General features: G+C 74.5%; 16 protein-coding genes, 1 tRNA gene and 3 pseudogenes. 8 read left to right on the top strand and 12 right to left on the bottom strand.

Annotated features, from left to right (window positions below; genetic code table 11):
- Positions 1-61: 61 nt before the first annotated feature.
- The 4 genes from tmk to ACZ7BZ_RS20395 all read left to right on the top strand — a co-directional run bounded on the left by tmk (position 62) and on the right by ACZ7BZ_RS20395 (position 8,351).
- Entirely contained in the window at positions 62-3,469 is a 3,408-nt protein-coding gene (gene tmk, locus ACZ7BZ_RS20410; protein ID WP_470359474.1) for a dTMP kinase, read from the top strand.
- 355 nt (positions 3,470-3,824) lie between these two features.
- Positions 3,825-5,036 carry a DNA polymerase III subunit delta' gene (locus tag ACZ7BZ_RS20405; protein ID WP_380451443.1) on the top strand — a complete coding sequence of 404 codons (1,212 nt, stop codon included), beginning with the start codon at positions 3,825-3,827 and terminating at the stop codon, positions 5,034-5,036.
- Positions 5,037-5,348: 312 nt separating this feature from the next.
- Positions 5,349-6,551, top strand: a complete 1,203-nt coding sequence (locus ACZ7BZ_RS20400; RefSeq protein ID WP_470359473.1) for an alpha/beta hydrolase — start codon at positions 5,349-5,351, stop codon at positions 6,549-6,551.
- 123 nt (positions 6,552-6,674) lie between these two features.
- Entirely contained in the window at positions 6,675-8,351 is a 1,677-nt protein-coding gene (locus ACZ7BZ_RS20395) for an alpha/beta hydrolase (protein ID WP_470359514.1), read from the top strand.
- 76 nt (positions 8,352-8,427) lie between these two features.
- Here ACZ7BZ_RS20395 and leuE read toward each other — a convergent pair whose 3' ends face one another.
- Positions 8,428-9,084 (bottom strand): leucine efflux protein LeuE, encoded by a 657-nt coding sequence (leuE, locus tag ACZ7BZ_RS20390; RefSeq protein WP_470359472.1) that lies wholly within the window; start codon positions 9,082-9,084, stop codon positions 8,428-8,430.
- Between the two features lie 183 nt (positions 9,085-9,267).
- Here leuE and ACZ7BZ_RS20385 point away from each other — a divergent pair.
- A tRNA-Thr gene (locus ACZ7BZ_RS20385) sits at positions 9,268-9,341 on the top strand.
- Between the two features lie 79 nt (positions 9,342-9,420).
- Here the strand turns inward: ACZ7BZ_RS20385 and ACZ7BZ_RS20380 are convergent.
- Positions 9,421-9,881 (bottom strand): annotated as a pseudogene (locus ACZ7BZ_RS20380) (tyrosine-type recombinase/integrase); the annotation flags it as partial.
- A 2-nt stretch (positions 9,882-9,883) separates the two neighbouring features.
- Between ACZ7BZ_RS20380 and ACZ7BZ_RS20375 the strand changes: the two are divergent.
- From ACZ7BZ_RS20375 to ACZ7BZ_RS20365, 3 genes and pseudogenes are all read left to right on the top strand, one after another.
- A pseudogene (locus ACZ7BZ_RS20375) lies at positions 9,884-10,192 on the top strand (mobilization protein); the annotation flags it as partial.
- Between the two features lie 18 nt (positions 10,193-10,210).
- A pseudogene (locus ACZ7BZ_RS20370) lies at positions 10,211-10,447 on the top strand (penicillin acylase family protein); the annotation flags it as partial.
- Positions 10,448-10,451: 4 nt separating this feature from the next.
- Positions 10,452-10,925, top strand: a complete 474-nt coding sequence (locus tag ACZ7BZ_RS20365; RefSeq protein WP_470359471.1) for a hypothetical protein — start codon at positions 10,452-10,454, stop codon at positions 10,923-10,925.
- A gap of 107 nt (positions 10,926-11,032) precedes the next feature.
- Here ACZ7BZ_RS20365 and ACZ7BZ_RS20360 read toward each other — a convergent pair whose 3' ends face one another.
- From ACZ7BZ_RS20360 to ACZ7BZ_RS20315, 10 genes are all read right to left on the bottom strand, one after another.
- Entirely contained in the window at positions 11,033-11,677 is a 645-nt protein-coding gene (locus ACZ7BZ_RS20360; RefSeq protein ID WP_380461879.1) for a LuxR C-terminal-related transcriptional regulator, read from the bottom strand.
- A complete protein-coding gene (locus tag ACZ7BZ_RS20355; RefSeq protein ID WP_380461880.1) occupies positions 11,641-12,960 on the bottom strand; it encodes a sensor histidine kinase in 1,320 nt (439 codons plus the stop codon). Before ACZ7BZ_RS20355 ends, ACZ7BZ_RS20360 begins: the two co-directional genes overlap by 37 nt.
- A 91-nt stretch (positions 12,961-13,051) precedes the next feature.
- On the bottom strand, positions 13,052-13,534 hold the full coding sequence (locus ACZ7BZ_RS20350) for a MaoC family dehydratase (RefSeq protein WP_470359470.1): 483 nt from the start codon (positions 13,532-13,534) through the stop codon (positions 13,052-13,054).
- Between the two features lie 227 nt (positions 13,535-13,761).
- Positions 13,762-14,838, bottom strand: coding sequence for a 2,3-diaminopropionate biosynthesis protein SbnB (sbnB, locus tag ACZ7BZ_RS20345; RefSeq protein ID WP_470359469.1), 1,077 nt, complete (start codon positions 14,836-14,838; stop codon positions 13,762-13,764).
- A 41-nt stretch (positions 14,839-14,879) separates the two neighbouring features.
- Positions 14,880-16,601: a phytoene desaturase family protein gene (locus tag ACZ7BZ_RS20340; protein ID WP_470359468.1), complete on the bottom strand. Its 1,722-nt coding sequence runs from the start codon at positions 16,599-16,601 to the stop codon at positions 14,880-14,882.
- Between the two features lie 23 nt (positions 16,602-16,624).
- Complete coding sequence (fabG, locus tag ACZ7BZ_RS20335; RefSeq protein ID WP_470359467.1) at positions 16,625-17,353, bottom strand: 3-oxoacyl-ACP reductase FabG; 729 nt, start codon at positions 17,351-17,353, stop codon at positions 16,625-16,627.
- Entirely contained in the window at positions 17,350-18,513 is a 1,164-nt protein-coding gene (locus ACZ7BZ_RS20330) for a beta-ketoacyl synthase N-terminal-like domain-containing protein (protein ID WP_470359466.1), read from the bottom strand. The genes fabG and ACZ7BZ_RS20330 overlap by 4 nt, the downstream gene beginning before the upstream one ends.
- Positions 18,513-19,787, bottom strand: coding sequence for a beta-ketoacyl-[acyl-carrier-protein] synthase family protein (locus ACZ7BZ_RS20325; protein ID WP_380461886.1), 1,275 nt, complete (start codon positions 19,785-19,787; stop codon positions 18,513-18,515). The genes ACZ7BZ_RS20330 and ACZ7BZ_RS20325 overlap by 1 nt, the downstream gene beginning before the upstream one ends.
- A gap of 47 nt (positions 19,788-19,834) precedes the next feature.
- Complete coding sequence (locus tag ACZ7BZ_RS20320) at positions 19,835-20,083, bottom strand: acyl carrier protein (protein WP_380461887.1); 249 nt, start codon at positions 20,081-20,083, stop codon at positions 19,835-19,837.
- Between the two features lie 262 nt (positions 20,084-20,345).
- Complete coding sequence (locus tag ACZ7BZ_RS20315; protein WP_380462201.1) at positions 20,346-20,549, bottom strand: MbtH family protein; 204 nt, start codon at positions 20,547-20,549, stop codon at positions 20,346-20,348.
- Positions 20,550-20,588: the final 39 nt, after the last annotated feature.

Genomic DNA, 20,588 nt, shown 5'->3' with positions numbered 1-20,588 from the left:
ACGGCGAACCGGAACCCCGTTCACCTCAATCGGGCAAACCCCGGACCGCTACGCTGACCGTATGACGAGCGAGGAGCAGCCCACCCCCAGTGCCGCCCCGGCCGCCAGAGCCACCGGGCCCGAACTGCCCGAGGTCGCGCCCGCCGGATCCCCCTCGGACCGGGCCCGGGCACTGTTGCGGACCAGGTCCTACCGGCGCTTGTGGACCACCCAGCTGATCGGCGGCACCGCCGACCGGCTCGGGCTGCTGGTGCTGCTCGCGCTCACCGTGATCGCCGCCGCCCAGGGCGGGCAGTTCGGCGACCTGCCGCGCAGCCTCGCCTTCGCCACCGCCGCCGTCCTCGCCGTCCGGGTGGCCGCCACCGGGCTGGTCGGCGTGGCGCTGCTGGAGCCGGTGCACCAGCTGGTCGCCGGCAAGCTGGACCGGCGCTGGACGCTGCTCGGCTCCGACGCGCTGAGCGCCCTGCTGATCGGCCTCGCGCCGTGGTGGACGGTCTGGCTGGGCTCCGCCCGCTCCGGGCCCTCCGGCGCGGCCACCTACGTGCTGCTCGCCACCGTGTTCCTCACCGGTGCCGCCGAGCGGGTCCGGGGGATCGCCAGGGCCGTCGCCGTCCCCGGTCTGCTGCCGCCGGCCGACCCCTACGCCCCGGTCGCCGAGCAGCGGCCGGCCGCCGCCAACCTGGACACCGTCCGGAGCATCGACCGGTTCACCGGCTGGGTCACCCTGCCGCTGGGCGCCGTCGGCCTGGTCGCGTTCACCCTGGTCAACAACATCGGCGCGGCGCTCGGCTCGGACTGGCTGCGCGCCCACCAGCTGACCTTCGCGGCGCTCGGCGCGGCCGGCCTGTTCGCCGCCGCGGCCGTCCGCGACCACCTCCAACAACTGCCCGGCGGGCCGGTGGCCGTCGCCCCGCACTCGCCGCTGACCGGCCTGCGCGCCCCCACCGACGCTTCCCCCGGACCCGCCCTGAGCAAGGGCCGCACCGGCAGCGCCCCGTACTTCACCTTCGCCGTCGCGGCCGGCTACGCCTCGATGGCGGGCGTCGCCGCCCTGGCGCTGCTCACCGCCGCCGAGCACCGGGCCGGCCCGATCGGCTACGGCCTGCTCGTGCTCGCCGCGACCGGCGCCCCCGCGCTGGGCGCCCGGCTCACCCGGGCCACCCTGCCCTCGCTCTCCCGCCGCCGACTGCTCGCCCTGGCGCTGCTCACCGAGGGCGTCGCGCTGATCCTGGCCGGGCTGGTGCTGGACTTCGTACTGGTCCTGCTGCTCACCGTGCTGGCCGGCCTGACCGCCGGGGTCGTCGTCTCGGCCGGGCGCGGCCTGCTCGCCCAGGAGGTCGAGGAGGCCCGGCTGGCCAAGGTCACCGAGCACCTGTACGCGGTGCTGCGGGCCGTGGTCGCCGCCGCGCTGGTCGCCGTCCCGCTGATCGCCGCCGGCTACGGGGACGTCGAGTACGGCACCGTCGAGCCCGGCTCCTTCACCTTCATCCACGGCGGCGGCGCCCTCGCCGTCGCCACCTCCGGGCTGCTCACCCTGGTGCTCGCCGCCGTGGTCCTGCTGCGCACCGACGACCGGCGCGGCACCGTACCGTTCGGCCGGGACCTGGTCGACGCGGTGCGCGGCGCCGGCGGACCGGTGCCGCACCGGGGCGCGGGCACCGGCTTCTTCATCGCCCTGGAGGGCGGCGACGGCGCCGGCAAGTCCACCCAGGCCCAGGCGCTCGCCGAGTGGATCCGCGGCAAGGGCCACGAGGTCGTGCTCACCCGCGAGCCCGGCGGCAGCCCGGTCGGGCAGCGGCTGCGCGGCCTCGTCCTGGACGTCGGCAACACCGGCCTGTCGCACCGCGCCGAGGCGCTGATCTACGCCGCCGACCGCGCCGAGCACGTCGAGAACGTCATCCGGCCGGCCCTCGCCCGCGGCGCCGTGGTGATCACCGACCGGTACATGGATTCCTCCATCGCCTACCAGGGGGCCGGTCGCGACCTGGCCGCCACCGAGGTCGCCCGGATCTCCCGCTGGGCGACCGGCGGGCTGCTGCCCGATCTCACCGTGGTGCTGGACGTCGACCCGACCCGGGCCCGGGAGCGCTTCACCGAGGCGCTGGACCGGCTGGAGTCCGAGCCCACCGAGTTCCACCAGCGGGTCCGGTCCGGCTTCCTCGCCCTCGCGGCCGCCGACCCGGCGCGCTACCTGGTCGTGGACGGCAGCCAGGCCCCCGGCTTCGTCACCACCGCCATCCGGCACCGGCTCGACCGCGAGCTGCCGCTCTCCGAGCAGGAGAAGGCCGCCCGCGCCGAGCAGGAGCGGCTGGCCAAGGAGGAGGCCGAGCGGCGCGCCGCCGAGGAGGCCCGCAAGAAGGCCGAGGAGGAGGCCGCCGAACGCAAGCGCCAGGAGGTGCTGGCGCAGCTGCGGGCCGAGCAGGCCGAGCAGGAGCGGCTGGCCAAGGAGGAGGCCGAACGGGTCGCCGCCGAGGCGCGCCGCAAGGCCGAGGAGGAAGCCCGCCTCCGGGCCGAGGAGGCGGCTCGCCGCCGGGCCGAGGAAGAGGCGAAGCGCAGGGCCGAGGAGGAGGCCCGGCTGGCGGCCGAGGCCGCCGAGCGCAAGCGGATCGCCGACGAGGCGGCCGCCCAGGCGGAGCTGCAGCGGCAGCGGGAGCTGGCGCGCGAGGAGCAGCGGCGCCGGGCGGAGGAGGCGCTGCAGCGGGCCGAGGAGGCCCGGCTGGCGCAGGCCGCGGCGCTCGCGGCGGCCGCCGCGGCGGCGGAGACGGCTTCGGACCGGGCCGGGGCTCCGGCGGTCGGGGACGCGGCGGTCGGGGACGCGGCAGGGGACAGGCCGGGGGTCTTGGAGGGTGGTCTCGGCGACGAGGCGACGCGGGAGCTGACGCTGCGCGACCGGCAGGCGGCGGTCCGGGCGGCGGAGGCCGCCGAGGCGGCGAAGGCTGCCGGGGCCGCGGAGGCTGCCGGGGCCGCGGAGGCTGCCGGGGCCGCGGAGGCTGCCGAGGCGACCGCCCGGTTGCCGCGGGTGCCGGCCGCCGATGAGACGGCGGTGCTGCCGAAGGTGCCGGCGGCGGACGAGACGGCCGTGCTGCCGAGGGTTCCCGCCGCGGACGAGACCGCGGTGCTGCCGCGGGTCGGGCCCGAGCGTCCCGGGGAGCCGGTGGACAGCACCCGGGAGCTGCCGGTGGTGGACGGTCGGCAGGCCGCGCCGCAGCCGGCGGTGCCGCAGACCGGCGAGTCGCAGTCGACCGCCGAGCGGCCCCGGCCGGAGTGGGCCGAGGAGACGCCGATGGACGACCTGCCGAGCCTCACCGACACCCTGCTCGGCTCGCGGGACGAGTGGGCGCGTTGGGGACACGGCGGAAACCAGGACGACTCCGGTCACCCCGGTGGGGACGACCGTCCCGGCGAAGACGGTGGCAAGGGCAAGGGCAAGGGCAAGGGCAAGGGCCGGCGCTGGGGTCGGCGCGGCTGAGCCCGGGGCCGGGACGGCCGGCGTCTGGCGGCTGGCGTTCGGTGGCTGACGGCTGACGGCTGACGGCTGACGGCTGACGGCTGACGACGGGCGGCTGACGGTCGATGTCCGGCGGTTGGCGTCTGGCGGTTGACGGAAGGGCGGGCGGTGTCGCCCGGGGAGGGTTCCCGGGGCGGCGCCGCCCGTCGTCGTACCAGGGCGCGGGGCTGTCGTCCGGAGGCCCGATGTGCCCGCCAGGCCGTCGTCCGAGGTCCGGCGTGCCCCGGACGGAGCAGTGGCTGTCGGACCGGAGACGTATGCTCGACGGCGGGGAATCGGCGCCGGGAGCGCTGCCGTACGGAGCTTGGGAGCAGCAGTGGCCGTCTGGGACGACCTGGTGGGTCAGGATCGGGTGGTCGAGCAGCTGACCGCCGCGGCCCGGGCGGCCGGGGCGACGGTCGAGGTCGGTCGCGGCGCCGCTCCGGCGCAGGGCGGCAACGCCTCGCTGATGACCCACGCCTGGCTGTTCACCGGTCCGCCCGGTGCCGGTCAGGTCACCGCCGCGCGGGCCTTCGCCGCCGCCCTCCAGTGCACCAGCCCCGACCTCGCGCTCGGCGGCACGCCCGGCTGCGGGTTCTGCGACGGCTGCCACACCGTGCTGGCCGGCAGCCACGCCGACGTCAAGTACGTGCGGACCGACGGACTGTCCATCGGCGTCGGCGACATGCGCGACCTCGTCCTGCGCGCCGCCAGCTACCCGACCGGCGGCCGTTGGTCGGTGATCCTGGTGGACGCCGCGCACCGGCTCACCGAGGCCGCTGCCAACGCGCTGCTCAAGGGCGTGGAGGAGCCCTCCCCGCGCACCGTCTGGCTGCTCTGCGCCCCCTCCGTCCAGGACGTGCTGCCGACCATCCGCTCGCGCTGCCGCCTGCTGGTGCTGCGCACTCCTCCCGCCGAGGCTGTCGCCGACATGCTGGTCCGCCGCGACGGCGTCGACCCGGAGACCGCCCGGCTGGCCGCGCTCGCCGGGCAGGGCGACATCGAGCGCACCCGCCGTCTCGCCGTGGACGAGCAGGCCCGCACCCGCCGTGCCGAGGTGCTGCGGATCCCGCTGGAGGTCGGCGACATCGGCGGCTGCCTGACCGCCGCCCAGCGCCTGGTCGACACCGCCAAAGCCGACGCAGAGGCGCTCGCCGAGACCCAGGACGCCAAGGAGACCGACGACCTGAAGGCCGCCTACGGCGCCGCCGAGGGCAGCAAGGCGCCGCGCGGCATGGCCGGGGCGGTCAAGGAGCTGGAGAAGCGGCAGAAGAGCCGTGCCACCCGCACCCGCCGGGAGACCCTCGGGGTCGCGCTGCTCGACCTCCTCGGCTTCTACCGGGACGTGCTGGCGATCCAGCTCGGCTCCACCGGCGCCCTCGCCAACGAGGACCAGCGGCAGGCACTGAACCGGGTCGCCCAGGACGGGACGGCCGAGGGCACGCTGCGCCGGATCGAGGCGGTGCTCGCGTGCCGTGGGGCGGTGGACCGCAACGTGGACCCGCTGCTCGCGGTCGAGGCGATGACGATGGCGCTGCGGGCGGGCTGAGGTCCGGTCCGGCGGCCTGGTCCTCGGGCCGCAAGGGGCGCGCCGGGTGGGGTGGGTGGGGTGGGATCCCGGGGGCCGTACGCCGCCCGGAGTCGCCCGGGGTCGACTCGGCGTCCCACCTTCGAGTGAACGGGCGACACTCGCCGGGCACACCCGCGTGTGACGGCGCACCCGTTGTGCACGCTGGGGGCCGACTGTGCCCGGCCGCACTCCGGGCCCTCCGCTCCGGAGGGCCCGCCGCCGGAGCGGTCGCCTCCCGTACGGCACCGGATCCGGTCCGGCGCCGGCCCTCCTCCCGAGGTGGTGCGTTCCGTGGTCCGTCCACTCCTCGTCATTCCCCTACTGGCCGCCGCCCTCGGCGGGATCTGGCTGGCGCGCGGTGCGCTCCAGCGCTGGCGCGACCTGCGGGCCGCCGCGACCTACGAACTGACGGGCGACCGGTGGCCGATGCTGCTGCGGGCGGGGGGTGCGATGGTCTGCGGGGTGTGCGTCACCGCGTTGACGGTGCTCACCGCGCTCGGGGCGTTCGGCGGCCTGGGGCGCGGCGGGGCGGGCGCGGACCGGGCGGAGCCCGCCGCGGACGCGGCCGCCGCCGGGGCCTGGGCGGGCTCGGCGGCGGGTGCGGCCGGGGGCTCTGGTGGCTCTGGGGGGCCCAGCGGGCCAGGCGGGCCCGGTGCGGCCGTACGGCAGCAGGCGGCACCGCCGGCCGCCACCGATCCGGCGGCCGGCGGTGCCGCCACGGCGCCCGTCGTGGCCAGCCACTTCGACAGCGTCGGGCACCCGGGCGGCGGCGAGCTGCTGCAGTCCGCCGTGCTCGGTCCGGACGGGAAGCCGCGCAACGTCCGGGTCTGGCTGCCGGCGCAGTACGCCAAGGAGTCGAACGCGCGCTTCCCCGTCGTCGTGATGCACTCCGCCACCCCGGGCAAGACCGCCGACGCCGAGGTGCCGGACGTCTTCGACGGCGTCGGCGCGGCCCTGCAGACCGGCCGCGCCCGCCCGTTCATCCTGGTCGCCCCCGAGGCGCCGAACGGCACCGCGCACCCCTGCGAGCTGGTCGCCGCGGCCCCGGCCGCCGTCGCCGACGACGCGACCCTGCGCACCACCATCGCGGCCTCCTTCCGCACACTCCCTCCCGGCCCGGCCTCCTGGGGAACCCTCGGGGTCGAGGGCGGCGCGCCGTGCGCGGCCGCCGCCGGGCTGGCCCGGCCGGACCTCTACGGCGCGGCCGCCGCGGTCTCCGGCCGCTACGACGCCGGCGCGCTCACCCAGGCCGCCGCCGAGGCCCCCGCGGGCAGCTCCGCCAAGCTGCTGCTGGCCGCCGCCAAGGGCGACGCCGCCGGTCTGGACGCGGCCCGCAAGCTGCAGGCCGCGCTCAAGGCCGGGCCCGGCCCGGCGGCCAAGGCCGAGGTGCGGATCTCGGACAACGTGCAGGACTACTCGGCGGATCGGGAACGGGCCCGGCTGGTCCGGCAGGCGGCGCAGTTCCTGGCGGAGGCGCTGGCGAAGGCGACCTGAGCGTCGGCCGAGCCGGCGGTTACGCTGCCCGGTACCCAGGGCGGGTACCGGGCAGCGGCGTTTCTTCGTTCTCGTACTTTTCTCGGAGTGGTTGAGAGGAAGCGGATGAGCGGCTTCGGGCGGATGAGCGGCTTCGGGCGGGTGCGGGTCTTCGGGCGGGTGCGGGTCTTCGGACGGGTTCTGGGGCGGTGGCGCGTGGGTGCGGGGTCGCGGGCGGTTGCGGCGGTGCTCGCGGTCGGGCTGCTGGCGGCTTCGGCGGGCGGGTGCAGCCGGGGCTCCGCGGGGCCGACCGGCGGGAGCGGGGCGTCCGGGCAGGCCTCTTCCGACTCGACGGGCGCCGGCTCCGGCGTCACCCCGCTGGAGCCGCTGGCCAGCGCCGTACCGGCCGCGCTCGCTCCGTACTACGGACAGCGGCCGGCCTGGCAGCCGTGCGACGGCGGTTTCGAGTGCACCACCTTCCGGGTGCCGATGGACTACGACCGCCCCGGCGACGGCGACCTCACCCTCTCCGCCGCCCGCGCCGCCGCCCTCCCCGGTGACCCCGGCGGCGCGAACCGGTCGGGCTCGCTGCTGCTCAACCCGGGCGGTCCCGGTGGCTCGGCGATCGAGTACCTGGAGGCCATCGCCGGGACGTACGACCGCACCGTGCGCACCCGCTACGACCTGGTCGGCCTCGACCCGCGCGGGGTGGGCCGCAGCAATCCCGTCAGCTGCCTGAACGGCGAGCGGATGGACGCCTTCACCGCCGCCGACCTGGCCCCCGGCGACCAGCGGGCGATCGACGCGCTCGTCGCCGTCGACCGGGAGTTCGCCGACGGCTGCCGCAAGCAGGCCGGGCCCGCGCTCGGCCACCTCAGCACCGTCGAGGCGGCCCGCGACATGGACGTGCTGCGCGCCCTGCTCGGCGACGAACGGCTGAACTTCGTCGGCAAGTCGTACGGCACCTTCCTCGGCGCCACCTACGCCGGACTGTTCCCGAGCCGGGTCGGGCGGGTGGTGCTGGACGGCGCGATGGACCCGGCGCTCGACTCGGTCACCGGCAACCGCACCCAGGCCGGCGGCTTCGAGACCGCCTGGGCCGCCTTCGCCGGGGACTGCGCCAAGCGCGAGGACTGCCCGCTCGGCCGCACCGAGCAGCAGGTCGGCGACCGGCTCACCGCCCTGTTCGTGACCGTCCACGCCCAGCCGCTGCCGACCACCGACCACGGGCGCCGGCTCACCGAGGCCCAGGCCACCACCGGCGTCGTCCAGGCCATGTACGCCGAGTTCCTGTGGCCCAAGCTGCGCACCGCGCTCACCGACGCCGAGGCGGGCGACGGCACCGGGCTGCTGAAACTCTCCGACGCCTACTACGGGCGCGAGGCGGACGGCTCCTACCCCAACCTGATGTTCGCCAACACGGCGGTGAACTGCCTCGACCTGCCCGCCCCGTTCCGCTCGCCGGAGGACGTCCAGCGGGCGGTGCCGGACTTCGAGAAGGCCTCGCCGCACTTCGGGCGCGACATGGCCTGGATGGCGCTGACCTGCGCCTACTGGCCGGTCCGGGCCACCGGCGCGGCCCACACCATCCGGGCCGCCGGCGCCGCCCCGATCGTCGTCGTCGGCACCACCCGCGACCCGGCCACGCCGTACGACTGGGCCCGGTCGCTGGCCGGCCAACTGGAGTCCGGCCGCCTGCTCACCTACGACGGGGACGGCCACACCGCGTACGGGGGGCGCAGCACCTGCGTGGACGGCGCGGTCAACCGCTTCCTGCTCACCGGGGAGGCCCCGGAGCAGGGCAAGCGCTGCGACCGGTAGCGGGCTCGGGCACCCGCCCCGGGCACCCGTCCTGGGGGTCCGTCCCGGGCGCCTGTCCTGGGGGTCCGTCCCGGGGTCAGACCGAGGAGACCGCCAGCTTCGCCGCGAAGCCCGCGAACAGGACGGCGACGCCGCTGGTCAGGGTCGCGGACAGGCGCTTGCGGCGGCGGAAGGCCGAGGCCAGCGTGGTGCCGGCGAATATCAGCAGGGAGAGGTAGAGCAGGCTGAAGGTCTGCAGGATCCCGCCGAGCAGGGCGAAGGACAGCGCGGGCTGCCCGTAGGACGCGTCGACGAACTGGGTGAAGAAGGACAGCAGGAACAGGATCGCCTTCGGGTTCAGCAGACTGATCACCAGCGCCCGCCGGAACGGCCGCTCGCTCTCCTCCGGCGCCGCCTCCGCGCCGGCCGCCCGGTCGGCCCCGGCCCGGCGCTCGCTCCACAGCTCCCGGGCGGCCCGCAGCATCCCGAACCCGATCCACAGCAGGTAGGCGGCGCCGCCGAACTTGACCACCGCGAACACCGCCGGGTTGGCCTTCAGCAGCGAGGCGGCCCCCAGCGAGGTCAGGCTGATCAGCGTGAGGTCGCCGACGAACACGCCCGCCGCCGCCCGGTACCCGGTCCGGACGCCCTTGCGGGCGGCGACCGACAGCACGTACAGCGAGTTGGGGCCGGGCAGCAGGACGATCACGAGGGCACCGAGGACGTACGTCGCCAGGTCGTTGACACCGAACACGGTGCGCTCCGGGGGTGGGAAGGGGCAGCAGGGGGGCGATCATCCTAACGTCGCACCGGAGACCGGTTGAAGCAGAAACCATCCGCCCCCACCCACCCCGGCCCACCACCCGACCGTCCCGGCTACGGATCACCTGCGAACCTGTGTAGACTGGCCCGCGTTGCCACCACACGTGGCAGCGGTGCCGCCTTAGCTCAGTTGGCCAGAGCAACGCACTCGTAATGCGTAGGTCGCGGGTTCGAATCCCGCAGGCGGCTCAGTGAAGGCCCAGGTCACATAGCCCGTGACCTGGGCCTTTTGTCGTTCCTTGACGTGTGGGCAGGCGTCGGCGGCACGCTACGAGATCGCTTGCGTGAGCGATGCGTGAGCGCGGTTGTTGATCTTGGATTGGCCCTTGGTCTTCTTGGCCTTGGACTTCGCCTTCTTCGCCGCCTCCCGCTTCGCCTTCTCGGCTTCGGCTGCGGCCTTGGCGTGAGCCTCGGCCTTGGTCTTCCGCTGAAGGGGGACGAGCTTCGCGGCAGCCTCGGCCGCGCCTTGGCGATCTCGGGTAGGACGCTGGTGTAAATGTCCGAGGTGATCTTGATGGAGGAGTGGCCGAGCATGTCGGACACCACCTTCATGTCGACCCCGCCCGCGAGCGCGAGGGTGGCCGCGCCGTGGCGGAGGTCGTGCAGGCGGATCGGCGGCAGGCCGGACGCGGTCACGAGCCGCTCGAACATCTCGGTGACCTTGCCGGGGTGGAGCCAGGAACCGTCCTCGTTGGTGAAGACCCGGCCGGTGTCCTTCCAGGCCGGCCCCCGCCATCCCCCACGCGAGCAACGCGGAGGAACTTCTCGCCTACCTCCAGGCCGATGGCGTCGAGGTCAAGATCCTCCGCTTCCCGTCCGGCGACCTTCGGGGCTACTCCGTCGCCCGCCCTGGCGACCTGAAGGCCAACGGGCAGCCGAACTACATCCCCGGCGGGAAGATCGCCCCCGACCTGTCCCTGCCGAAGCTCCAGGCCCTTCTCGCGGCCAGCAAGCCGGAGGAGCACCCCACCGCCCGCCGCAACAAGCCCGCCACCCGCTGGCAGCACGCCACCAACGCCCTCGACACCTTCACCACCGACCAGGACACCACTGCCGCCAAGCGCTCGCCGCCGTACTCGTCGTTCGGACCGAGCTGGCGGATGGTGGTCGGTTGGACCGGCCCGGGGTCGGCTTCGGCCTCGGTGGTCTACCCGGGCGGCCAGAGCGAGAACCCGGCCTCCCCGTGGTACCGGAACTTCGTCGAGGACTGGTGGAACGACAAGCTGCGCCCCATGCCGTGGGCGGACGACCAGGCGAAGGCCGGGGCGTTGTGGACACTGCGAGCGAAGGGCTGAGCTGATGGGCGAGATCGACACCCGGGCCGGATCCGCGATGCCCACGGGCACCCGGGAACGGCCGGCCGGCCGGGCCGGGGCTCCCCGTGCCCGTGCGGTGCTGGCCGCATCGGGCGGGGGCGTGCTGCTCGTCGCCCTGGGCACCGCGGCGCACCTGTGGTTCGTGCCGTTCGTCGTCGGCGGGGTCGTCGGCACATGGGGGTCGCTCCGGTCGGCGCGTGCCGGGACGGGTGTCCTGTGCGCGGGGGTGGCGGCGGCCCTCGGCTGGGCCCTGCCCCTCGCCCTGCGGTCGATCGACGCCGAGCCGGTGCTCGCGACGGCCCGGGTCGCGGCCGCCCTCGCCGGCCTGCCGCCCACCGGCTGGCTCATCCTGGCCGTGACGCTGCTGGTCGCTCTGCTCCAGGGAGTGCTCGGGGCCTGGTCGGGCAGGGCGCTGCACGGCCTGGCGGGCGCCCGGCGCACGAGCCCGGCCGGCTGAGCGGCCAGGTCGCGGGGGCGCGGGTTCGGCTCCCGAAGGCGGCCCAGCAGGCGGAAGGCCCGGTCAGCTGAGCTGGCCGGGCCTTCTGGGTTGCTCCGGGGCGGGGGTCACTGGTCGAGGTAGGCGAGGACGGCCAGGACGCGGCGGTTGTCTCCGTCGGTGGGGAGGAGGTTGAGCTTGGTGAAGATGTTGCTGATGTGTTTGGCGACGGCCTTCTCGGTGATGAAGAGGCCTTGGGCGATGCCGGCGTTGGAGCGGCCCTGGGCGACCCATTCGAGGACTTCGCGTTCGCGGGTGGAGAGGGCGGCGACGGATTCGTCGCGTTCCTTGCGGACGAGGAGCTGGGAGATGACCTCGGGGTCCATGGCGGTGCCGCCGTCGGCGACGCGGCGGATGGAGTCGAGGAACTGGGAGCCGTTGGTGACGCGGTCCTTGAGCATGTAGCCGACGCCGCGGCCGCCGCTGGCGAGGAGTTCGCGGGCGTAGAGGGGTTCGACGTACTGGGAGAGGAGGAGGACGGGGAGGTCGGGGGTGGTGCGGCGGGCGGTGAGGACGGCGCGCAGGCCCTCGTCGGTGAAGTTGGGGGGGAGCCGGACGTCGACGACGGCGACGTCCGGCTGGTGGTCGGTGAGGGCGCGGAGGAGGTCGGCGCCGTTGTCGACGGCGGCGGCGACCTCGTGGCCGTAGGCCTGGAGGAGGCGGATCAGGCCGTCCCTCAGGAGGAAGTGGTCTTCGGCGAGGACAATGCGCACGGGAGCTCCATGGTGACCATGGTGGGGCCGTTGACGGGGCTGCTGACGGCGAGGACACCGTCGAAGGTGGCCAGCCGTCGTTCGATGCCGCGCAGACCGGTGCCGCGGGTGGCGTCCGCGCCGCCGCGTCCGGTGTCCGTGACGGTGATGCGCAGCATGCCGTGATCGTACCGAATGTCGATCCAGGCGCGGTCGGCGTGGGAGTGCTTGGAGACGTTGGTGAGGATCTCCGAGATGGCGAAGTAGGCGGCTGACTCGACGGGCATCTCCGGGCGGCCGGGGAGGTCCACCGCGACCTCGGTCGGGACCGGGCAGACCATCGCCAGCGCCCGGACCGCGTCGGCGAGTCCGCGGTCGGCGAGGACCGGCGGGTGGATGCCGCGGACCAGGTTGCGGATCTCCTCCAGGGCCTTGGAGGAGGACTCCCGGGCCTCGATCAGCAGGGCGCGGACCGCGTCCGGGTTGGTCTCCAGGAGGTGTTCGGCGGCGTCCAGGGTCATGCCCATCGCCACCAGGCGGGCCTGGGCGCCGTCGTGGAGGTCGCGCTCGATCCGGCGGATCTCGGCCATCTGGGTGTCCACCGCGGTGCTGCGGGTGGTGGTGAGGTGCTCGATCCGGCTGGCCATCAGCTCCTGCTCGCTCGGGGCGAGCATCGAGCGGGTGTAGAGGGCGTGCTTGCGCACGGCCCGTGGCGCGACCCAGAGGGCGAGCGGGAGCTGGAGCAGGCCGAGCACGCCGGCCAGTACCGCGGTGGCCTGGCCGTCGATCGGGATGAACTGGTACCAGAGGCCGTCCCACTCGAGCGACAGCGGGACGCCGAAGAAGGCCAGGAAGATGCCCCAGAAGCCGCTGAGCACCAGGGCGATCGGGCCGAAGGCGAGCAGGCCTCCGACGATCGGGTCGGTGAGGACCCAGGTGAACTCCCGCTTGGTCTGCGGGTCGCTCAGGATCCAGCGGTAGCGGGCGACGGCCCCGGAGGCGCCCTCGGGGGCGGGCGGCAGCGGCCCGGGCGGGCCCGGGATGCGGACGCCCGACCAGTCCTCGGCCAGCGCGCGCTGGCGGGCCGCCAGGGCGCGCACCCGCTCCATCGACCGGGGCACCAGGCCGAGGCCCCGGCCGACCAGGGAGATCGCGGTGGAGAGCCCCAGGGAGCGGCCGAAAGCGGCGGCCGAGAGCCAGCAGAGCGTCAACGCGCGCCCCAGCCCGATGAATCCGGCGGAGGCGGAGAAGCCCCTGATCTCGACGGGTGCCGGGTCCGCCCCGAGCTGCATCGTGCGGTCCATGGACACGCTCCTCTCTGGTGCCTTCGCGTTGCCCGGCCGTGGTGGCCGTGGAGACCATTCTGGGGGCGGCGGGAGGTGGAAATCGGTAGTACTAACTCCCCTCTTCGTCCACGGGGGTTGGGTCGGCAAGGAAGAGCGAGAGGGTGTCGGCCACGCAGGCCGCGCGGGACTCGCCCTCGATCTCCACGGTCATCCGCACCGCGGCCAGGTGGCCGACCGGGGTCTCCCGGACGCTGGTCACCCGGGCGCCGCCGCGGACCCGGGCGCCGACCTTGACCGGGTGCGGGAAGCGGACCTTGTCCAGGCCGAAGTTGACGCCCATCGTGACGTCCTCGATCTCGAAGATCGCGCGCATCATCGCGGGCAGCAGGCCGAGCGTCATGTAGCCGTGGACGATGGTGGTGCCGAACGGTCCACCGGCCGCGCGTTCGGGGTCCACGTGGATCCACTGGAGGTCGCCGGTGGCGCCGGCGAACCGGTCCACGTTCTCCTGGGTGACTTCGAGCCAGTCGCTGTAGCCGAGGTGCTCGCCGGCCGCCTCGGTGAACTCGGCCAGGGTGGCAAAGGATCTCATGGGGTGATTCTCCGCCCCGGCTGCTGACGCTCAACTGACGTGCTGCTGACGGGGACGGGCGCGGGGACTGACGCGGGGACGGGGACGGGGACGGGCGCGGGGACGGGGACGGGCGCGGGGACGGACGACGAGGACGGACGACGGACGCCCGCCCCGGGTGCGGGGCGGGCGTCCGGGGCGGGCGTCGGGTCGCCGGGCGTCCGCCGAGGGACGTCCGGTGGCGCAGGTCAGCCGTAGCGCTTGAGCTCGTGGAAGAAGTCCGGGACGGTGTGCAGCCCCTCGGCGGCCCGGACGCGGTCGTAGACGTGCTTGGCGACGGCCAGGTCGAGCACGCCGAGGCCGAACGGGGAGAAGACCACCGGGCGGTCGGCGGGCGGGGTGATCGCCCCGGTGAGCACGTCGTACAGCGTGCCGGCCACGAACTCCCGGTTGCCGACGCGCTGTTCGGCCAGGTGCGGGGAGGTGCCGGCCTTCAGGCAGTGGTCGATGTCGTCGACCACGTTCCAGGCGTCGAGGACGATCTCCGGGGAGAGGTCGCGCAGCGAGACGTGCAGCACGAGCGGGTGGTGGGCGAACCAGTCCGGGTCGGTCACGTGCGGTTCGCCGGCCACGGTGGCGAAGACGACCAGGTCGGCGGAGCGGACCAGGTCCTCGGGCTTCTCGTGGACGGTGACCGCCAGCTCCTCGCCCTCGGCCCGGCGCAGGTAGTCGGCGAAGCCGTGGGCGTGCTCGGCGGAGAGGTCGTGGATGCCGGCCTCGGTGAACTCGAAGCCGTTGGCGGCGAGGTAGGTGTGGATGTAGCGGGCGATCAGCCCGACGCCGAAGAAGCCGACCCGGCGCGGGCGTTCGCCGCGGGCGTCGGCCAGCCGGGCGGCGGCCAGGGCGGCGGACGCGGCGGTGCGGGCCGCGCTGATGATCGAGCTCTCCAGGCAGGCGAAGGGGTAGCCGGTCCGCTCGTCGTTGAGGATCAGCACGGCCGAGGCGCGGGGCAGGCCGGCCGCGACGTTCCCCGGGAAGCTGGAGATCCACTTGACGCCGTGCACCCCGACCTCGCCCTGGACCGAGGCGGGCAGGGCGATGATCCGGTCGGCGGGACGGTCCGGGAAGCGCAGGAAGTACGAGTCCGGGTTGACCGTCCGCCCCTCGCCGTGCAGCCGGTAGGCGGCCTCGACGGTGGCGATGACGTCCTGCTCGTGGCCGTGGAGGGCCTCGTGCACCTGGGCGCCGGAGACCACGGAGAAGGTCGGCGCGGCGGCGGTCGGAACACCCGGGGCGGCGGTGTCTGCCGTGGTGGCACTGGTCATGGGAACACTGCTCCTGGTGGGGCGAGGGCGGGAGGGGAGGTTCAGCCGATCCGGGCGAGACCCTTGGCGCGCCGACGGGCGAGGCCGCGGGAGACCAGCAGGGGGTCCCAGCCCGGACCTCGGTCGGGCAGCCGGGCGGGGTCGCCGAGCACCGTCCCGGCGAGCACCTCGTTCAGCAGCGGGCGGCCGAGGATCTGCCCGGCGGCGACCGTGCCGCCGCCGGCGACGGCGGCCAGGCCGCTGCCGTAGCGGGTGCTCTGGCCGACCACGAAGAGGCCCTCGACGTCGGTGCGCACGTCGGGCCGCTGGTTGCCGTTGCCCCAGTCGGCCATGCCGTACGGGGTGCCGCCGGAGCTGAGGACGTAGCGCTCGTGGCTGAGCGGGGTCGCGGTCTCCAGGTGGGTGACGCGGTCCCGGAAGGGGCCGATCACCTTCTCGGCGCCGGCCACCATCAGCTCGGTGAGCTGCTGCTTGCGGGCCTGGTAGGCGGCTTCGCGGCGGTAGCGGGTGCCGTCCGCCGGGCCGCCCCGGACGCCCCAGAAGCCGTATCCGGGCGGGCTGAGGGTGAGCACCTGGAAGTTGGTGTGGCCGGGCGGGCAGACGGCGCTCGCGCCCGGGTCCTTCTGGGAGGCGAAGGAGAACATCAGCTGGGGCAGTCCGTCCACCGTGCCGCGGCGCTCCCACTCCTCGAGCGTCGCGGCGTGCGCGGCCTCCATGTCGTCGCTGCCGTGCCACCAGATGTTGGCGTTGGGCAGGCCGGACAGCTCGGTGTCGAGGGCGACGTACACCGCGACCATGGAGCCGCGCATGGTGGCCTCGCGGGTGCGCTCGACCACGTCGGCGGGGAAGGCCCGCTCGCCGCCGCACAGGTCGAGCACGGTGCGGCGGTAGTCGGCGTTGGAGATCACCAGGGGGGCGGATATCCGGGTGCCGTCGGCGAGTTCCACGCCGGTGGCGCGGCCCTGGTCGATCAGGATCCGGCGCACCTCGCAGCGGGTGCGCAGCTCGCCGCCATGGGCTTCCAGGGCCTCGACGAAGGCCGCCACCAGCACCTGTCCGCCGCCCTCCGGGTAGTACGCCCCGCGCATGTAGTGGTCGAGCATGGCGGCGTGATCGGCGAAGGCGATGCCGTCCGGCATGGTGCCGTAGTTGCCGGCCTGGGCGGCGAGCAGCGTACGGCCCTTGGGGGAGAGGCGGCAGTGGTCCAGGGCGTCGGCGAGGGTGCGGGTCCGGCGGGCCCAGCGCATGGTGTCCGGGGACTCGCGGAACAGGTCGACCAGGTGCCGGCCGAGCAGGGCCTCCCGGATGGCCGCGGCCACCGTCTCGGAGAGGTGGACGAAGCGGTCGATCCCCTCGGCCTCCTCGGGCAGCGCGGCGCGCAGCCGGTCGCGGTAGGCCGACCAGCCGGCCGGCACGTCCAGGGTGGCGGTGGGGGTGATGATCCGGTCGAAGCCCTGCTCGTTGTCCATCGGGCGGAACGTCACCCGGTCGCGGACGCCGAGTCCGGACAGGATCGCCGGGAGCATCCCGTCCGGGCCGCAGTCACCGACGTAGTGGGTGCCGACGTCGAACTCGTACTTGCGCCGGCGTCGGAAGACGTGGGCGTTGCCGCCGGCCACGTCGTGCTGTTCGAGTACCAGCACGCTGCGCCCGTCGGCGGCCAGGTAGGCCGCGGCGGACAGGCCGCCGAGGCCGCTGCCGACCACGATCGCGTCATAGCGGTCCCTGCCGCCCCTGACCGTCGGACCCTGCACTTCCGGCATTCCCGCCCCCACTCGTCGGACCATCAGAACGTGCCGCCGCCGTGGATCTCGAAGACCGACCCGCTGATGTACGCCGCCCGGTCGGACAGCAGGAAGGAGACCAGGTCGGCCACCTCCTCCGGCTTGCCGGCCCGGCCGAGCGCGACGCTCCCCAGCATCCGCGCCAGCGCGGCCTCGGACATGTCGCCGACCATGTCGGTGGCGATCAGACCCGGGGCGACCACGTTGGCGCGCACGCCGCGCGGGCCGCACTCCTTGGCCAGGGACTTGGTGAAGCCGATGATCCCCGCCTTCGAGGCGGCGTAGTTGGCCTGGCCGACGTTACCGTAAATCCCTGACACGGACGACAGGTTGACGATCGCTCCGCTGCGTCGCTTGCTCATCGCGAAGGCTGCCGCGCGGCACACGTGGTAGACCCCGTCGAGGTTGGTGCGCAGCACCTGGTCCCAGTCGGTCTCGGGCATCAGGATCACCGGGCGGTCCCTGGTGATCCCAGCCGAGGTGACCGCGGCGTCCACCGGGCCGAGTTCGCGCTCGGTGCGGGCGAACCAGTCGCGGACCTCGGCGGAGTCGGCGACGTCGCACCGGGTGGCGGTGATCCGGGTGCCGGCCTCCCCGGCCTCCTTGACCAGGCGCTCCGCGGCGTCGGCGTTGGAGTGGTAGCAGAAGGCGACGTCGTAGCCGTCCCGGGCGAGGCGCAGCACGATGGCCCGGCCGATGCCCCGGGAACCGCCGCTGACCAGGGCGATCATGCCGGGACTCCGTTCGTGGTGGTGGCCGGGGCGGGGTTCAGCAGTCGCAGCACCGCGCAGCCCACCGCGCCGTCCCGGTCGACGGCGGTGACCAGGGCGATCCGGCCCGCCGTGGCCGGCTCGGCCTCGGCGACGCCGAGCAGTGCCTGGATCTGGAAGGTGGCGGCGGCCGCGCTGGTGTCACCGAGCAGGGCCATGGACGGGACGGCGGTGAGCGCCTCGGCCGGCAACAGCGCTTCCAGCGCCGCCCGTTCGGCCCGGCCGGCCGCGGTGGGCGCGGCGCTGGGCACGGCGGCCCAGACCTCCTCGGGGGCGGCGCCGGCCCGGGTGAGGGCGCGTCGCACGCAGGCGGTGACCGCGGCGCCCGGGTCGTCGTCGATGTCGACCCGGGTCTCGACCGCCAGCACGGCGGCCAGCGGCGGGTGCTGGGCGGTGCCGGCCGGTTCGACCACCAGCAGGCCGCAGCCCTCGCCGAGCAGCGGGGAGGGGTCGCCGGGGGCGGCGGCGGCGTGCTCGATCCAGGCGTGCGCGGCGGAGAACTCCTCGGCCGAGCCCACCAGGTACTTGGTCGCCCGGCCCTGACCGAGCAGCCGGCGGGCGTAGTTGAGCGCCAGCAGTCCGCTGACCCGGCCGCCCGCGACGGTGGTGTTGGGGCCGGTGAGCCCGTGCCGGATCGCGGTGGCGCCGGCGGCGTGGTTGAGGCTGCCGAAGGGGATCCGGCCGGCGTCCACGTGGAAGGGCAGCGCGTTGGTGTACGACTGCTTCAGGAAGTTGGTGACGTTCTCCAGGCTGCCCATCGAGATGCCGAGGACCACGCCGGTGCGCTCGTCGGTCGCCACCACCCGGTTGCCCTCGGCGTCGTTCAGCAGGCCGTCGGAGGCGACCAGGGTGAGGGCGGTGAGCCGGTCCATCTTGGCGGTGCCGGTCGGGCCGAGCAGGCCCTTGATGTCGAAGCCGGGCACCAGGCAGACCTCGGGCGAGGGCAGCGGGCCGTAGGCTTCGGCCGGTTCGACGGCGGTCCGGGTGCCGGAGCGCAGGCCCTCCGTGAAGGCCTGGCGGGTCAGGCCGTACGGCGAGACGGCGGACCAGCCGGTGATCACCGGGGTCTCGGGGGCCAGGTGGGCCTCGGCGGCCTCGGGGGCGCGGGTGGTGGTGGTCATCAGCGGACTCGCTCTCCGTACGTGCCCAGGATCAGGATGGCGTTGTTGCCGGCGAAGGCGCTGGAGTTGTTCTCCACGATCCGGACCTCGGCGTCGACCGCCCGGTTGGGGACGACGTCCAGCGGGCACTCCGGGTCGGTCTCCCGGTGGTTGATGGTCGGCGGGATGAACTGGTGCTCGATGGCGAGGCTGCAGGCGATCGCGCCGAGCGCGCTGGCGGCGCCCATCGAGTGGCCGAGCATCGACTTCACGGCGACGGTGCGCGGCGGGGTGTCGCCGTACACGTCCAGGATCGCGGCCGACTCCGTGCGGTCGTTGGCCTTGGTGCCGGTGCCGTGGGCGGAGATGAAATCGATCTCGTCGCGCTCGACGCCGGCGTCGTCCAGGGCGAGCCGGATGCCGCGGGCGATGCCGTCCCGGTTGGGGGCGGTGGCGTGGGCGGCGTCGCAGCTGAGGCCGTAGCCGAGCACCTCGGCGTAGATCCGGGCGCCGCGGGCGAGCGCGGACTCCAGGCTCTCCAGGACCAGGATGCCGGCGCCCTCGCCGGTCAGGATGCCCTGCCGGTCGCGGTCGAACGGCCGGACCACGTCCGGGGTCAGCGCGCCGAACCGCTTGAACAGGGCGAAGGCCTTGCGGCAGACGGCGTCGGCGCCGCCGCACAGCGCGATGTCCACCTCGCCGGAGCGGATCGCGTCCAGGCCGTAGCCGATCGAGTAGTTGCCGGCCGCGCAGGCGGTGGTGATGGTGGTCGGCTCCACGTTCGGCATCCGCAGCTCGCGGGCGATCACCGTGGTCAGCCGGCCGGCGTTGATCCGGCGGGACAGCACCGGGTCGATCGCCTTCGGGTGGCCGGCGGCCAGCTCCTGCTCGACCAGCAGCCCGATGTCGTGGGACTCGCCGTCGGTGGTGCCGACGCTGATCACGGCCTGGCGCTCGCCGAGGTCCGCCTCGGTCAGTCCGGCGTCGTCCACCGCCATCCGGGCCGCGGCGACGGCGAACTGGCCGGCCCGGCCCATCTCCTCGAGCGGGACCCGGCGGATCCAGCGCTCCGGCTCGAAGTCCGGTACCTCGCAGGCGGTGTTCTGGCCGAAGCCCTCGGTGTCGAAGCGGGTGATCGGCCGTGCGCCGGAGCGGCCGGTCCGCAGCCCCTCGGTGTACTCCGCGACGCCCGTGCCGATGCTGGAGATCGCCCCGAGGCCGGTGAGGACGACCCGGCGGCGCCCGGCCGGGGTGCCGGACCGGGGGGCCGCTGGTGACTGTGCGGTGGAGTCCATGGGACCTCTCCTTGAGCGTTGGGTGACGGGAGGGAGGTGCGGGTGGGCTACCAGCCGGCCGCGGCCGCCGTCACCTGGTAGGTGGTCTCCACGTTCACCATCTTCGGCAGCTCGTTCATGTCGATGACGATGGAGTACTCCATCTCCAGCGCGCTCAGCACGTCGATCAGCTTGAGCGAGTCCGCGCCCAACTCGTCGACGAACAGGGCGGAGTCGGAGAACTCGGTGTGAACGTCGATGTTCTCGGCGATGATTTCCCGGATACGGGTGAGGCGCTCCGGCGCAACCGTCGTCATTCTCGTTTCCTCCGTTTTCCAGACACCCGGAATGAGCTTCCGGCCAGAAAACTAATCAGCGCCGATGACGGGTCGATGACGTCCAACTGACTCTTCGCTGACGGAGGTTGGCCGCCGCTGAAAGCCCAGGTGGGGAGGGTGGCCGGGGACGGAACGCGACCGCCCGCCGCACCGCGTGGACGGGGGCTCCACGGGTGCGGCGGGCGGCGTCGGCGGGGCCGGCCGCCGGGGAAAGCGAATTCCCCGGCGGCGGCCTACGGGTTCAGCCCTGCCGTTGCAGGCTGAGCGGGCGCAGATCGGTCCAGTTGGCCTCGATGTGGGCGACGGCGGTGGCCCGGTCGGTGGCGTCCAGCGTCACCGACCAGCCGGAGGGGATGGCGGCGAAGGACGGCCAGAGGGAGTGCTGGCCCTCCTCGTTGACGAGGACGAGGAAGGTGCCGTCTTCGCGGTCGAAGGGGTTCGCCATGCTGGTGCGCTCCTGTCGGTGGTTCGGTGGGTCGGTGGT

The sequence above is a fragment of the Kitasatospora sp. NPDC036934 genome, from assembly GCF_055608425.1.
This window is presented reverse-complemented; position numbering and strand designations above follow the sequence as displayed.

Coding starts and splice junctions, on each gene's coding strand:
- sbnB (WP_470359469.1), bottom strand. CDS start 14,838: ATGACCAGTGCCACCACGGCAGACACCGCCGCCCCGGGTGTTCCGACC.
- fabG (WP_470359467.1), bottom strand. CDS start 17,353: ATGATCGCCCTGGTCAGCGGCGGTTCCCGGGGCATCGGCCGGGCCATC.
- ACZ7BZ_RS20325 (WP_380461886.1), bottom strand. CDS start 19,787: ATGGACTCCACCGCACAGTCACCAGCGGCCCCCCGGTCCGGCACCCCG.
- ACZ7BZ_RS20330 (WP_470359466.1), bottom strand. CDS start 18,513: ATGACCACCACCACCCGCGCCCCCGAGGCCGCCGAGGCCCACCTGGCC.
- ACZ7BZ_RS20320 (WP_380461887.1), bottom strand. CDS start 20,083: ATGACGACGGTTGCGCCGGAGCGCCTCACCCGTATCCGGGAAATCATC.
- ACZ7BZ_RS20350 (WP_470359470.1), bottom strand. CDS start 13,534: ATGAGATCCTTTGCCACCCTGGCCGAGTTCACCGAGGCGGCCGGCGAG.
- ACZ7BZ_RS20355 (WP_380461880.1), bottom strand. CDS start 12,960: ATGGACCGCACGATGCAGCTCGGGGCGGACCCGGCACCCGTCGAGATC.
- ACZ7BZ_RS20395 (WP_470359514.1), top strand. CDS start 6,675: ATGAGCGGCTTCGGGCGGGTGCGGGTCTTCGGGCGGGTGCGGGTCTTC.
- ACZ7BZ_RS20365 (WP_470359471.1), top strand. CDS start 10,452: ATGGGCGAGATCGACACCCGGGCCGGATCCGCGATGCCCACGGGCACC.
- ACZ7BZ_RS20340 (WP_470359468.1), bottom strand. CDS start 16,601: ATGCCGGAAGTGCAGGGTCCGACGGTCAGGGGCGGCAGGGACCGCTAT.
- tmk (WP_470359474.1), top strand. CDS start 62: ATGACGAGCGAGGAGCAGCCCACCCCCAGTGCCGCCCCGGCCGCCAGA.
- ACZ7BZ_RS20315 (WP_380462201.1), bottom strand. CDS start 20,549: ATGGCGAACCCCTTCGACCGCGAAGACGGCACCTTCCTCGTCCTCGTC.